Annotated in this window: 11 protein-coding genes; 3 read left to right on the top strand and 8 right to left on the bottom strand. The window is 71.4% G+C overall.

The genetic code is table 11. From position 1 onward, the window contains the following. Positions 1-44: 44 nt before the first annotated feature. On the bottom strand, positions 45-962 hold the full coding sequence (locus E1269_RS24430; protein ID WP_131899466.1) for an AEC family transporter: 918 nt from the start codon (positions 960-962) through the stop codon (positions 45-47). Between the two features lie 720 nt (positions 963-1,682). Here E1269_RS24430 and E1269_RS33590 point away from each other — a divergent pair. Both E1269_RS33590 and E1269_RS24440 read left to right on the top strand, forming a co-directional pair. Further along, on the top strand, positions 1,683-2,519 hold the full coding sequence (locus tag E1269_RS33590) for a M20/M25/M40 family metallo-hydrolase (protein WP_239001017.1): 837 nt from the start codon (positions 1,683-1,685) through the stop codon (positions 2,517-2,519). Continuing rightward, complete coding sequence (locus E1269_RS24440; protein WP_338033591.1) at positions 2,474-2,773, top strand: zinc-binding metallopeptidase family protein; 300 nt, start codon at positions 2,474-2,476, stop codon at positions 2,771-2,773. Before E1269_RS33590 ends, E1269_RS24440 begins: the two co-directional genes overlap by 46 nt. Before the next feature lie 19 nt (positions 2,774-2,792). Here E1269_RS24440 and mptB read toward each other — a convergent pair whose 3' ends face one another. Beyond that, a complete protein-coding gene (mptB, locus tag E1269_RS24445; protein ID WP_131899470.1) occupies positions 2,793-4,280 on the bottom strand; it encodes a polyprenol phosphomannose-dependent alpha 1,6 mannosyltransferase MptB in 1,488 nt (495 codons plus the stop codon). Positions 4,281-4,399: 119 nt separating this feature from the next. Beyond that, positions 4,400-5,200, bottom strand: a complete 801-nt coding sequence (locus E1269_RS24450) for an alpha/beta fold hydrolase (protein ID WP_131899472.1) — start codon at positions 5,198-5,200, stop codon at positions 4,400-4,402. A gap of 112 nt (positions 5,201-5,312) precedes the next feature. Here E1269_RS24450 and E1269_RS24455 point away from each other — a divergent pair, with 112 nt between their 5' ends. Next, entirely contained in the window at positions 5,313-5,615 is a 303-nt protein-coding gene (locus E1269_RS24455) for an L-rhamnose mutarotase (RefSeq protein ID WP_131899474.1), read from the top strand. A 494-nt stretch (positions 5,616-6,109) separates the two neighbouring features. Here E1269_RS24455 and E1269_RS24460 read toward each other — a convergent pair whose 3' ends face one another. From E1269_RS24460 to E1269_RS24480, 5 genes are read right to left on the bottom strand one after another with little or no spacing between them, the layout of a single operon-like run. Further along, positions 6,110-8,827 (bottom strand): sugar-binding protein, encoded by a 2,718-nt coding sequence (locus E1269_RS24460; protein WP_131899476.1) that lies wholly within the window; start codon positions 8,825-8,827, stop codon positions 6,110-6,112. 44 nt (positions 8,828-8,871) lie between these two features. Next, positions 8,872-9,684, bottom strand: a complete 813-nt coding sequence (locus E1269_RS24465; RefSeq protein ID WP_131899477.1) for a carbohydrate ABC transporter permease — start codon at positions 9,682-9,684, stop codon at positions 8,872-8,874. Further along, positions 9,681-10,616, bottom strand: a complete 936-nt coding sequence (locus E1269_RS24470; RefSeq protein ID WP_203434031.1) for a carbohydrate ABC transporter permease — start codon at positions 10,614-10,616, stop codon at positions 9,681-9,683. Before E1269_RS24470 ends, E1269_RS24465 begins: the two co-directional genes overlap by 4 nt. A gap of 10 nt (positions 10,617-10,626) precedes the next feature. After that, positions 10,627-11,988 (bottom strand): extracellular solute-binding protein, encoded by a 1,362-nt coding sequence (locus E1269_RS24475; RefSeq protein WP_131899479.1) that lies wholly within the window; start codon positions 11,986-11,988, stop codon positions 10,627-10,629. A 26-nt stretch (positions 11,989-12,014) separates the two neighbouring features. Beyond that, complete coding sequence (locus tag E1269_RS24480) at positions 12,015-13,112, bottom strand: PfkB family carbohydrate kinase (protein WP_239001016.1); 1,098 nt, start codon at positions 13,110-13,112, stop codon at positions 12,015-12,017. Positions 13,113-13,194 lie beyond the last annotated feature (82 nt).

Here is a 13,194-nt window from a genome sequence, read left to right on the forward strand (position 1 = left end):
CACCACCCCCGGCCACGACCCACCCACACCACACACAACCCCAGTCAACGCAACACAGCGGCGACGACAACCAGGACCGGCAGCGAGGCGATCGTCGTCACCAGCACCGCCTCACGTACCAGCGTCGTCGCCTGGCCGTAGCGAATCGCGTACGTCAGCGCGTTCTGCGCGGTCGGTAGAGCCGACAGCACCACCGCGGCCAGCAGCTCATCCCGCGACAGGCCGGCGAGCACGCCGAGTGCCCATGCCGCGCCCGGGTGCACCACCGACTTCAACGCCATCGCCAGGGCGAGCGGCCGTCGGTCAGGACCCCGGCCCGGCCAGGAGCTGCCGCACAGCGAGATCCCGAAAACGATCAGTACGGCCGGGATCGACATCGAGCCCACCAGGACGAACGGCTCCATGACCGGCTCCGGAATGGCCACCCCGCTGGCCGCCACCGCGACGCCGGCGAGCGAACCGACGGTGACCGGGCTCTGCAGCGGCGTCAGGAAGCGCCGCCACAGTGGCACCGTCGCCGTGTGCCCGGCCAGGTCCAGGATCGTCAACGCGACCGGAACGATCACGATCGTCTGCATCAGGAAGATCGGCGCCACCAAGGTCGCGTCCCCCAGGACGTAGGCCGCGATCGGGATTCCGAGGTTGCCCGCATTCACCAGGCCGGAGCACAGCGCCCCGAGCGTCGTGTACGAGGTGCTCCACCCGCGCCACCAGCCCGCCACGGCGAACACCGTCATGACGACGAGCACGCTGCCGCCGGTGGAGATGAGGGGCTTGGACACCATCGCGGTGAGGTCGGCCTCGGCGACGGTGTGGAACATCAGCGACGGGCTGGCCACCCAGAACGCGAGCCGGCTGAGCACCAGAGGCCCGGTCGGTCCAAGGACGTCGCGGCGGCCGAGCACGTAGCCGATGGCGATGATCGTGACGATGACGGCGAACCCGGTGACGACGTTGGTCATCGAGGTCCGGCACCTCCCAGGGCGGTCATGTGGGGTGGAGGACGCCGTCGTCGATCCAGGGCACTTCGACTGCCAGGGTGTCATGCCACATCCGGCCACGTCTCGGCGGCCTCGACACCACGGACCATGCCCGGTGACCGTCGTAAACCCGACAGCACAGGGTCTTCGGTACATGCCTCGTGACGCATAGCGTCACGCTCATCATTTTCCGGCCGGGGGGCCGGCAACCAGGAACCTGTGCAGGAGGTTGCCCACGATGCTGAATCGACCGACACGACGATCCGCCGTCATCGCCGTGGCCGGGCTGGTGGCAGGCACGTGCCTGGTCGCGACGCCGGCACTCACGGCCACGGCCAAGGACAACGTGACCCTGCGCTCGCTCGACAAGGCCGTCACGCTCGAAGCCGTCATGGACCACCTCGAGGAGCTCCAGGACATCAGCGACGACAACGGGGGCAACCGTGCCTCCGGCCTGCCCGGCTATGAGGCCAGCGTCGACTACATCGTCGAGCAGCTGCGCCGCGCCGGCTACACGCCAGAGGTGCAGGAGTTCGAGTCGAGTACTTCGACGAACGCTCCGAGCTCGAACGCGTCACACCCGACCCGCGGACGTACGAGGAGGGTGTCGAGTTCATCCGCAACGACTTCGACACCGGCGGCCCGCAGGGCGAGGCCACCGGCCAGCTGGTCCCCGTCGACCTGCGGCTGGACGCGCCGAACCTGCCGGACAACACGTCGAACAGTGGCTGCGAAACCGCCGACTTCGCCGGCTTCCCGCAGGGCGGTATCGCCCTCGTCCAGCGCGGCACCTGTGGCTTCGCGCAGAAGGTGCTCAACGCGCAGGCGGCGGGTGCGGCTGCCGTCATCGTCATGAACGAGGGCCAGCCCGGCCGCACCGGACTGGTCGGCATGATCGGTGACGCAACCGGCCTGGCCGTGCCGGCGGTGTTCGCGACGTTCGACGCCGGCGCCGACCTGGCCAGCACGCCAGGCGCGACCGTTCGCGTCGAGGTCGACTTCGCCTCCGAGATGCGTCCCACCTGGAACGTCCTGGCCGAGACCCGGAAGGGCAACGACGACAACATCGTCATGGCCGGCGCGCACCTGGACAGTGTCCAGGACGGCGCGGGCATCAACGACAACGGCAGCGGCAGCGCCGCACTGCTGGAAACCGCGATCCAGCTGAACCGGATCAACGTCAAGAACACCGTCCGGTTCGCATGGTGGGGTGCGGAGGAGTCCGGCCTGCTCGGCTCCGAGCACTACGTCGCCGGCCTGACCGAAGCGGAGCGGGACGACCTCGCGCTCTATCTCAACTTCGACATGGTCGCCTCGCCCAACTACATGTTCGGCATCTACGACGGTGACAACTCCAGCGAAACCGCGCCGGAGGGCTTCATCCCTCCGGGCTCGAGATCGAGGACATCTTCGAGCGCATCTACGCCCGCCGGAACCTGGAGTTCAACGACACCGAGTTCTCCGGCCGGTCCGACTACGGCCCGTTCATCGCCGTGGGCATCCCGGCCGGCGGGCTGTTCACCGGGGCGGAGGGCGTGAAGTCCGAGGAGCAGGCCGCGCTGTACGCAGGCCTCGCCGACGTCGCGTACGACCCGTGCTACCACAGCTTCTGCGACAACCTCACCGGCGACGGCCAGGACGACGCCGTCTACGACGCGCTGAGCGCCCACTACGACCTGGCCGGAAACGTCAACACCGAGGCGCTGGACGTCAACTCCGACGTCATCGCTTCGGCGATCCTGACGCTGGCCTACGACACGTCGACGGTGAACGGCGTGAAGCCGCGGCGGTGACGCACCGCGGGCGCGACTCTCACACCGTCGACGACGGTGATCGTGGCCGGCCGCTGGCACGAGACGCCGGCGGCCGGTCATCGTCGCGCAGCCACCACGCCGCCGCCGCCAGCGCGCCGGCCAGGACGGCCAGGGTGAGCGTCAGATTGCCGTTGTGCCAGCGAACCAGCGGGTCGGGCAGTGCGGAGAAGGACAGCGCGACGCTCAACCCGACCAGCCACCGTTGCCCGGCGACGCCGACGCCGGCGGCCAGCACCGCCAGCCCCCACGCCAGGTACCAGGCGTGGATGACCGGTGCGGCCAGCGCCAGCACCAGCAGCGCCGCGCCGACCAGGACGCCGGCCCGGCGGGCCGGCCGGCCCGGTTCGCTGCCGCGGAGGAGCGCCGCGCCGATGAGCAGTGCCCCCGCGGCCGCACACGCGAGCCGGGCCCAGCTGAGGACCTGGCCGAAGTCGGCGCCGCCGACGGTGATGTCCAGGACGCCGTGGCCGAGCCGGGCGAGCACTGAGGGGACGGTGTAGACGTGCTCGACCTTCCCGGGCGTGTCAAGGGTGCTCAGCCACCCCCAGCCGTTCGGCACGGCCGCCGACGACGACACGACCACCGCCACGGACACCGCCAGCACGGCGAGCGTCCCGGGAACTCGGTGCAGCTCCGCCGACCGGAACCGCGCGAGGAGCACGTAGCCCACCAGCACCAGGCCTGGCAGCTTGACCGCGAACGCCAGAGCCGCCGCGGCCGCCGCCAGCCACCAGATCCGTCGTCGCACCGCCAGCAGTACCACCGCTGCCAGCGCGCCGACCAGCACGTCCAGGTGGGCGCCGCCGACCCCGTGCAGGATCGTGATCGGGTTCGCCGCCACCAGGGCAACCGTGGTCGCACGCCACTCCGGCCGGGCCAGCCGGGCCGCGGCGAACACGCCGGCGACCACGCCCGCCACTGCGAGGGCCCGTAGCAGCAGGACGAACTGGACCTGGTCGGTCCCGGCCACCTCCGCCAGCCGCGCCAGCAGTTCGAGTGACAGTGGCCCGTACGGCGCGGGCGTGGTCCGCCAGATCGGCGCCACCGCGTCCAGCAGCGGTCCGGGCCCGAAGACGATCGGCCCGCCGGCGTACGGGTCGATGCCCAGAGCCGCCATGTGTCCCTGCGCCAGGTACGAGTACGCGTCGAGGCTGAGCAGCGGCTGCACGAGCAGCATCGGGGCGGTCCACACCGCGGCCGCACCGGCGACGAACCGGGTGCCGGCGGCGCCGGACCGTGTCAGCAGGTAGAGCCGTACGAACGCCGCGGTCAGCGCCGCGATGGCGACGAGGGCCGCGACGCTCCACCCGCCCCGTCCGTCGTTGTCGGCGCGCCACAGGCCGAGTGGACCATCGGGCAGGGTCACTCCCTGGATCGGGCCGGCCCGGGTGACCGTGACGGCGACCGTCAGCGAAGCGACGGCGCCGGCGACCACCACCGTCAGGGGTGCGGCGCGCACCCGAGCGACCCGCGCTGAGATGAACATCGGGCTCCCTGCCTGGGGATGTGACCTCACGTCACACCAAGCCAGACGGCGGCGTGGAACGGGCGGCGCGGCGGTGAACGCGGCCGGACGCGAGGGTGAAAGATGCCCGCCGGCGGCACTCAGGCCAGCCGGGCCAGCCAGTGCCCGACCAGGTCGCGGAACACGGCCGGCTGCTCGAAAGGCAGGTAGTGCCCGGCGTCCGGGACGACCGCGAACCCGGCGTCGGGATAGTTGGACAGCGCGCGGAACTGGTCGGCGTACCCGGCGACGCGGTCCTGCCGGCCGGTGAGGACGGCGGTCGGCCCGGGGTAGCGGAACGGTTCGCCCTCGTCGGAGAGGCGGTAACCGGTGGAGCGCAGCCGTTCGAGGTACTCCTCGTCGCTGGGCGGCGCGGCGGCGATGACGGCCGCGACCCGCTCCGCGACGGCCGCGGTTCGGCGACCGAGCGCCGTCGCCAGGTGGTCGGCGAGCGGTCCGGGGACACCGGCCAGCCACCCGCCCGACGTCGCGCTGCCACCGTCGCCGCCGGCGTCGCCCAGGTCGGGTGGCGGCAGCTCCCGCTCGGCCGCGATGATCTTCTCGCCGGAGCAGACCAGCAACAGCCCGCGCACCCGCTCCGGGGCCCGCCGGGCCATCGCGGTCGCGACGTACCCGCCGTACGAGCACCCGGCCAGCGCGAACGGCTCCCCGGCGAGCTCGTCGTCCACGAACGCGAGCACCTCGTCGACGACGGCGTCCGAGGTCGGCACCCCGCCGGGCGAGCCACCGGTGCCGGGGAGGTCGACGTAGACGCGCCGCCAGCCGTCGTGACCGGAGACGGCCGGCTCGAGGGCGGCCGCCAGCGCCGCGCCGTCCAAGCCGAACCAGGGGAGCGCGACGAGCGGCCGACCCTCGCCGTGGGTCCGGAACGCGAGAGTCATGGCCACGACCGTATCTCGCGCGCACCGGCCGCGTGCTGCGATCATGCCTGCGGACGAACGACGAACGACGAACCACGAACGACGGACGACGGACGACGACACAGGAGGCGCGATGCGCATCGCACTGCACTCGGTTCTGCGTGAGGGCGCGGAGGCGGACTACGAACGCGAGCACGAGACGATCCCGGACGATCTCGCGGCGACGTTCGCCCGCATCGGCATCCATGCATGGACCATCTGGCGCAGTGGGCGCGACTTGTTCCATCTGGTCGAGTGCGACGACTACGACGCGGCGGTGCGCGCGCTGGCCGACGACCCGGCCAACGCACGCTGGCAGGCTCACATCGGCCGGTTCGTGGAAGGTGACATCGAACCGGTCCGGCAGGTGTGGACGCTGCCCCCGCACAACGCCTAGCGGGCCGCGGTCATCCGGTAGACCAGCCGCGGCGGGAGCACCCGGGTGAGCACCCCGACCAGCCGGGCGTCGCGGCCGATCAACCGGCGCGGCCGCGGGTTGGGCGGTCAGAGCGTCGACGATGATCGCGGCGACGCGTTCCGGCGGCGGATGCGTCAGAAGAGCCTCAAATGATCACGTTCAGCACGAAATTCCGTGTCGCACCACCCTCGCAAGCATGGTGCGGCGCGAAAAACCCTAGTGGTGTCGCACGCACCGGCCCGCCACCGGCCACAAGGGCAATGCCTGCGCGGGTCTGGGTTGGCCGAATCCCGGGTCCCGAGCTGACGCGGCGAGCTGGTCGTCCAACGCAACGGCGCCCGTGTCCGTCATCGGTCACGGGCGCCGGAGCGTCACGAGGATTCTGCGCGCATCACCAGGCTTGCGAGGGTGGTGCGACACGGAATTTCGTGCTGAACGTGATCATTCCCAGTCGGAGGAGGGAGGGAGGTGGGTCAGGGGACGGTGCTGGCGAGGGCGAGGGCGCCGTCGTCGGTGCTGAAGGCGACCAGGGCTTGCAGGTCACCGTCGGTGGAGCTCACCGCGACGTCGACCGTCGTCCGGCCGGATTCCACGTCCACCTGCGACGAGCCGACCACGCTGTCGCCGTCCCAGATGAACACGTTCGCCCGGCCCGACTCGTCGGCCTGCAGCTCGACCTCGACCGTGGAGCCGTCGAGCCGCGCCGACGTCAGCCGCGCGGTGCCGGCCGGCAGCTTCGGTCCGCCGCCGAGTCCGACGCCGTCGACGGCCGACTGCGCGATGCTCTGCGGCGAGTCGATGCTCAGCGCGGCGGTGTCGGGCATGGTCGGCGGCACCGGGTCCGACGGCGCGTCCGGCAGCCCGGGCAGGGTGGCCAGCGCCCATCGGAAGGGGTCGGCCTGCACGCCGTTGAACGTCGACCAGCCGATGCGGGTCTGGCCGGTCTTGTCCTGCGTGTCGGAGTCGTAGACCAGCACGTTCAGTCCCATCCGCGCGGGGTCAACCGCGTCGGGCAGCACGTCGAACGGGATCTTCGCCTCGATCGTGTACCCGTCGTAGGGCTCGTTCACGACGGAGGCGACCTCCATGCCCGGAGCGGTCTCCGCGCCGGGGCCCTGGTGGTTGTCGGCGTCGCGCTGGAAGCACGGTTCGCCCTCGGTCGTGGTGGGGAAGATACCGGTCTTGAACGTCGTCGAGGTGTTCGACGAGGCTCCGCGCGGGTCGACGGTGATCTCGACGGAGTCGGTGCGCCAGTGCCGCTTGCAGTCGGCCAGCGGCAGCACCGTGCCGAGGGTGTCGTCGGTGACCTCCACCAGCACGTACAGCGCGTCGTCGGTGAAGCTCAGGCGGGTGGTCGCCGACGCGTCGGACGGCTCGGCCGCCTCGCCCTCCCACATCGTCGACGTGTCCAGCGCCTCGCCCGGGTACTCGCCGTCGCCGGCGACCCCGTCGAGCACCGGCTCCGCGGCGACCTGCGGCACCGTCGTCGTCGGCACCAGTTCCAGGACGGCGTTCGTGGTGTCGGTGCCGTCGCCGAACTCGGTGACGATCCGGAACGGGTACCCGCCGTCCGGCGCCCGGTTGGACGTGGGCAGTGAGGTGTCGTCGTTCGTCACGTCGAAAGTCACGGTCGTGGTCGAGCCGGGCGCGAGGCCGGTGAAGGGCACCGACGCGGGCGCCGCGCTGAACCCGTCGGCCAGCTCCAGCGTGACCGTGCCCGACGTGGGAGCCACGCCGTCGTTGGTGACGTCGACGGAGACCGGCTGGGTGCGGCCGGTGCCGACGGAGGCGATCGGCGCGATGAGGCTCTCCAGCTTGGGCAGGTCCTGATCGGCGGTCCAGTCGGCGAAGACCTCGGCCTCCGGCCGCTGCGCGAGGTCGCCACGGACGGTCGGCGTGATCTCGACGGCGGCCTCGTTCGAGCCGCTGCCGCCGCCGGCGCTCAGCGTGGCCTGCAACGCCACCCGCTCGCCGGCCTGGGCTTCGGCCGGCGGGGTGACGACGGCGTCGACGCTCACCGTGCGGCCGGGCGCGATGAGCTGCGGCAGCGCCTCATCCACCGTCACCTGCCATCCGGACGGGGCGGACACGGTCAGCGACGAGCGCGCGAGGGGCCGCTTCGGCGGCGCGGTGACCTCGACGGTCGCGGTGAACGGCTCGCCGGGCAGCACCAGGAAGGGCTCGGGGTCGATGGTCAGCTCAGTGCCCAGCGGCAGCCCGTCCTCAGCCGGGAGCAGCGCGCCCTGCAGGGCCGCTGTCGGCCCCGCCGTCGTCGACGGATACGGCGTGCGGCTGGCGATCAGGGTGAACCAGTCGCAACCGTTCTGCTCGGGGTCGGTGGGCGGCGGCGGGAAGACGGCCCAGCCCTGGCTGACGTACTCCCATTGCGCCTGGCGCTCGCGCAGCGCCCACAGCTCGCCGGTCTCTTCCGACTGCCGGCCCTGCCATACGCCGAACACCCGGTCGGTCGGGTCGGCGGGGTCGTAGGCAACCGTCTCGCAGGCCGAGCCGGTGACGCCGGTGCCGGTGGCGCCGCCGCGCAGGATGCGGGAGGCGCTCCAGGTCGACAGGCCCTCCTCGGACAGCTGCTCCGGGAACGCCTCGGGGTCGGCCGCCGCCTCGTACGCCTCGACGGCCAGCCGCGCGGCCTGCTGGTGGTGGCCGTGGTTGCCCGCCGTCGGCGACGGGTTCATGGTGACGATGACCTCGGGCCGGGTCGCCCGGACCACCCGCACCACCCGCTCGAGCGCGTCCTCGCCCCAGGCGTCGTCGGTCAGCGGTGCGCTGGCGTTGTAGAAGAAGTCGACCTCGTCGAGGTTGTAGACGTTCGCGATGTTCGCGTTCGCGACCGCGCTGCGCTCCTCGGCCTCGCGCAGCATGCCGAGCTCCGGCCCCTCCTCGAGGCCGACGGCGTTGCCGCCACCCTCGCCGCGGGTCACCGTGATGACACCGGCGGTGAGGTCGGCGAACTCGTTCCATTGGCCGAACGCCGACAGCGATCCGGCCTCGTCGTCGGGATGCGCGCCGATGAACAGCACGTCCAGGTCGACGGCGTCGCCGCTCCCGTCGCCGCTTCCCGGCCGCCCTCCGTCCGCCGGCTGCGCTCCGGTGGCCGTCGCGGCCGGGAGCGTCGCGGCGAGGAGGGCGGCCGCCGCGGTGGCGGCTACAGCAGCGTGCCTGGCTGCTCGCATGGTGACTCCTCTCGAAAAGTGGTGCCAACCTTCGGACGCCGCCGCTACTTGACGGCGCCCTCGACCATCCCCCGGATGAAGTGACGCTGCAGGAACAGGTAAACCACGACGACCGGCAGCGCGACGAGCGTGGCGCCGGCGGCCAGCAGGGCGGTCCCGGACGTGTACTGGCCCTGGAAGAACGCCAGGCCCAGCGGCGCGGTGCGCAGGTTCTCGCTGGTGGCCATGATCAGCGGGATGAGGAACTCGTTCCACGTCCACATGAAGACCAGCACGACCATGGTGGTGACGGCCGGCCGTCCCATGGGCACCAGCACCTGCCACAGCGTGCGCCAGTGCCCGGCGCCGTCGATGTGCGCGGCCTCGACCACCTCGCGCGAGCTGGTGCGGAAGTACGCCCGCATCCAGAACGTGCCGAACGCGGTGGACTGCGCCACCTGTGGCATGACGATGGCGACCAGCGTGTTGGTCAGCCCCAGCGCGCGCAGGTCGAAGTAGAGCGCCACCACCAGCGCCTCGGCCGGGACCATGATGCCGAGCAGGATCAGGTAGAAGATCACCTCGGAGCCGCGGAACGACATGGTGCCGAAGGCGTAGCCGGCCAGCACCGAGATCACCGTCGACAGCCCGACCACGAGGATCGCGACGACGACGCTGGTGCGCATGTAGGAGGCGAAGTGGCCCTGGTCCCAGGCGTCGGCGAAGTTCTGGAAATTGAAAGACGATGCAGGACCGTCCGAGACTATGGCGTCGTTGGACAGCGCCGTCTGCAGGATCAGCAGGACCGGGAACAGCGCGATAGCGGCGAACAACGCGAGAACGGCATAGTTGGCGATCCTCTCGCCGCGGGAGATCACCGCTGCCCCCGCTCGCCGATCCGGTTGATGACGACCGTCACCACGAACACGACGGCGGTGAGCACGATGGCCAGGGCGGTCGCGGTGCCGACCCGGCCGAGCAGGAACGCGTTGTTGTACACCTGGTACGAGGGGACGGTTGTCTCGGTGCCCGGCCCGCCGCTGGTCATGACGTAGACCAGGTCGAACGTCTTCAATGCGGCGATGACGGTGAGCGTCAGCGCCACCGCCAGCTCGCCGCGCACCGACGGCAGCGTGATGGCCACGAACTCGCGCAGCGGGCCGGCACCGTCCAGCCGGGCCGCCTCGTACAGCTCCCGCGGGATGCGGGCCATGCCGGCCAGGAACAGCACCAGGCACAGGCCGGTGCCGACCCACGTGCCGACGATGCCCACCGACGGCAGCGCCCACGCGTAGTCGCCAAGCCACGGCCGGGCCAGCGAGTCCAGCCCGACGAAGCGCAGCAGGTCGTTGAGCGGTCCTTCCGGCTCGTAGATCTGCCGCCACGCGATCGCGACCACGACCATCGGGATGACCTGCGGCAGGAACAGCACAACCCGGAAGAAGCCGAGGCCGCGCAGCAGCGCCCGGCTCATGGTGGCCGCCAGCAGCAGCCCCAGCGTGACCGGGACGACCGCGTAGAACACGATCAGCACGAGCGCGTGCACGAAGGCGCCACGCAGCTGCGGCTCGCTGAAGACCGCCTGGTAGTTCGCCAGACCGACCCAGCTGCTGGCGCCCAGCCCGTCCCACTCGTACAGCGAGAACTGCGCCGTGCGGATGAGCGGGTACAGGATGAACAGCCCGAACACCGCGACGGCGGGCAGAATGTAGAGGTAGGCGACGCGGCGCGGCTCGCCCGGCCGGCCGCGCCGCCCGGACGGGGTCCTGACGGTCGCGGCCGGTGTGGCCATCTGTTGCACGGGTGTCATGCCGGCGACGTCACGACCCGGTCGCCGCTGTGTACTCCGCCTCGAGCGTGTCGAGGAACTGCTGCGGCGTAGCCTCGGCGCCCATGAGGTTCTGCACCGCCGCGGTGATGGTGTCGTAGAACGTCTCGGTCGCGTAGTCGAGGTAGGGGACGATCAGATCCTCTGAGCCGGCCTGCGCCCACGCCGCGAACACCTCGGCCTGCAGACCTTCGGTGGTCTGCTGGTCGGCCTCGATGACCGGCACGTTGCCGGCCTCGGTGACGGCCGTCATCGCGTCGGAGTTGGTGATGAAGTCGATGTAGGCCGCCGCGGCGTCCTGCGCGTCGCTGTTGGCCGGGATCGCCCACGGGATGCTGATGCCGCCGGTGACGAGGTTCTGGCCGCTCGCGCCCGCCGGCGGGAGGACGAACCCGACCTCCTCGCCCATGGCGGAGGCGAGGTCCGCGATCAGCCAGGTGCCGCCGACGAAGAACACGCCGTTGCCCTGGGAGAAGGACTGCCAGGCGCTGTCGTAGGTGATGCCGTTGAACCCGTCGACGAAGTAGCCGGAGTCGACCCACGATACGGTGGCCTCCGCGGCGGCGAGGTTGTCCTCGGACGTCCACGACGAGCCCGGGCGGCCGAAACCGAGGTTGCGGATGGTCTCGGCATCGGAGAACTGGTTCTGGACGAACCCGAACTCGTGGATGCCCGCCCACGGCTCGGAGTTGCCGAACTGGATCGGGATCTCGCCGGCCGCCTGCGCCGCGGTGAGCGCGGCCTCGAAGTCCTCGGTGGTGGCCGGCGGCTCCAGGCCGAGCGCGTCCAGCTTGGTCTTGTTGTAGTAGAGCCCGACGATCTCGCCCATCTGAGGCAGGCCGTACAGCTCGCCCTCGCCGTAGGTGGCGCCGTCGTCGCTGTAGGAGGCCAGCGCCCGCACCGACTCGGGGAACCGGTCGAACCACCCGTACGCCTCCGCGTACGGGTCGAGCGGCGTGAGCAGCCCGGACGCGACGTACTGACCCATCTCCGGCCGGCCGTTGTTGGCCTGGACGACGTCGGGCGCGTCCTCGCCGGACAGAGCCAGCCGTAGCGTGGTGCGCAGGTCGTCGGTGGACCGGGAGACGCGTTCGATGGTGATGTTCGGGTAGGCCTCCTCGAACGCGGCGTTGAGCGCCTCGATCTGCTCGGTCTGCCCTTCGCGGACCTCCTGGTCCCACACCGTCAAGGTGATGTCGCCCAGCTGTGACGCGTCGGTCTGGACGTCGCCGGCGGCCGGCGCCTCGGTGGCGTCATCGTCGCCGCCGTCGTCGCCCGGTGCGCACGCGGCGATCAGCAGCGCGGCGGCGACCGCCGCACCCCATCGGGTGGACGTTCTGGTGAACAGCCTCATGACTCGGCCCTTTCGCTCGTGCAGTCCTAGCGCCCGGCCCGGAAGCCCAGCGTCGCGATGGCTCGCGACACCTCCGGCAGAGCGTCGTCCGGGACGATCTTCTCCAAGAACTCGTAGTCGCCGCTCAGGGCCGGGTCTTTCGACCCGGTCTCGCGGTACCACAGCGCGATGTCGCCCCAGCCGGGTGAGGCGAGAGCGCCGCCGAAGTGACGTACGGACAGGGCGGCGCCCAGGTTCGCCAGCCGCAGGCTGTGCACCAGCGGCCAGCCCGCCAGCGTACCCACCATGAGCCCGGCCACGAACACGTCGCCGGCACCGGTCGGGTCCAGCGCATCCACCGGTACCGCGGGGGCGTGTACCGGGCGGCCCGTCTGGCGGTCGAACGCGACCGCCCCGTCGGCGCCGTTGGTGACGACGGCGAGCGGCACGAGCTCGGCGAGGGCCTCGGCGGCCGCCTCCGGGCTGTCGGTGCGGGTGTAGCTCATGGCCTCGACGGCGTTGGGGGAGAACGCGTGGCAGCCAGTCAGGCTCTCGCGCAGCCGGCCGAGGTCCCAGCGGTCCTCCGGATCCCATCCGATGTCGGCGAAGACGAGGCCGCCGCCGTCGGCGACGGAGCCGACCCACGGCTCGCGGTCGGCGCCCAGGTCGACGAAGCAGGAGCGAGCGCGTGGCGGCTGGTCGACCAGGCGCCGCAGGGCCTCGGGCCGATGGCCGTGGGTGACCATGGCCCGGTCGCGCTGGAAGACCATCGAGACGGTTACGGGGGAGTGCCAGCCGGTGACATACCGGGAGTACGTGAGGTCGATGCCCTCCTGGACGCCGAGCGTCTGGCGGCAGTAGTCGCCGTAGAGGTCCTCGCCGAAGGTCGCGGCCAGGCCGGTGCGCAGGCCGAGCCGGGCACAGGCGACGGCGAGGTTGGCCACGCCGCCCGGGCTGGAGCCCATGCCGGCGGCCCACACCTCGGTGCCCTGCCGCGGCGGGCCCTCCATGCCGGTGAAGACGATGTCGAAGAAGACGGTTCCGGTGAGGAACACGTCGAGGTCCGGGCCGTCGTCGCCGCGCAGCCCCGCCAGCGGGTCGTGCCGCGACGGTGCGCGGAACGGATCGCGAGCGATGTTGGACACTGCCGACCTCCCCGTGTGGATGGCAGAACACTAGTTCTGCTGCTCGCAAATGACAAGATATGAGCGCTTGTGGCGCTGCGCA

Source organism: Jiangella asiatica, from assembly GCF_004349065.1.
Taxonomy (GTDB): Bacteria; Actinomycetota; Actinomycetes; order Jiangellales; family Jiangellaceae; genus Jiangella; species Jiangella asiatica.

What these genes read in the sequence shown, in the direction of transcription:
- E1269_RS24430 (WP_131899466.1), bottom strand. Translation starts at nt 962, where the DNA reads ATGACCAACGTCGTCACCGGGTTCGCCGTCATCGTCACGATCATCGCC.
- mptB (WP_131899470.1), bottom strand. Translation starts at nt 4,280, where the DNA reads ATGTTCATCTCAGCGCGGGTCGCTCGGGTGCGCGCCGCACCCCTGACG.
- E1269_RS24450 (WP_131899472.1), bottom strand. Translation starts at nt 5,200, where the DNA reads ATGACTCTCGCGTTCCGGACCCACGGCGAGGGTCGGCCGCTCGTCGCG.
- E1269_RS24455 (WP_131899474.1), top strand. Translation starts at nt 5,313, where the DNA reads ATGCGCATCGCACTGCACTCGGTTCTGCGTGAGGGCGCGGAGGCGGAC.
- E1269_RS24460 (WP_131899476.1), bottom strand. Translation starts at nt 8,827, where the DNA reads ATGCGAGCAGCCAGGCACGCTGCTGTAGCCGCCACCGCGGCGGCCGCC.
- E1269_RS24470 (WP_203434031.1), bottom strand. Translation starts at nt 10,616, where the DNA reads ATGACACCCGTGCAACAGATGGCCACACCGGCCGCGACCGTCAGGACC.
- E1269_RS24475 (WP_131899479.1), bottom strand. Translation starts at nt 11,988, where the DNA reads ATGAGGCTGTTCACCAGAACGTCCACCCGATGGGGTGCGGCGGTCGCC.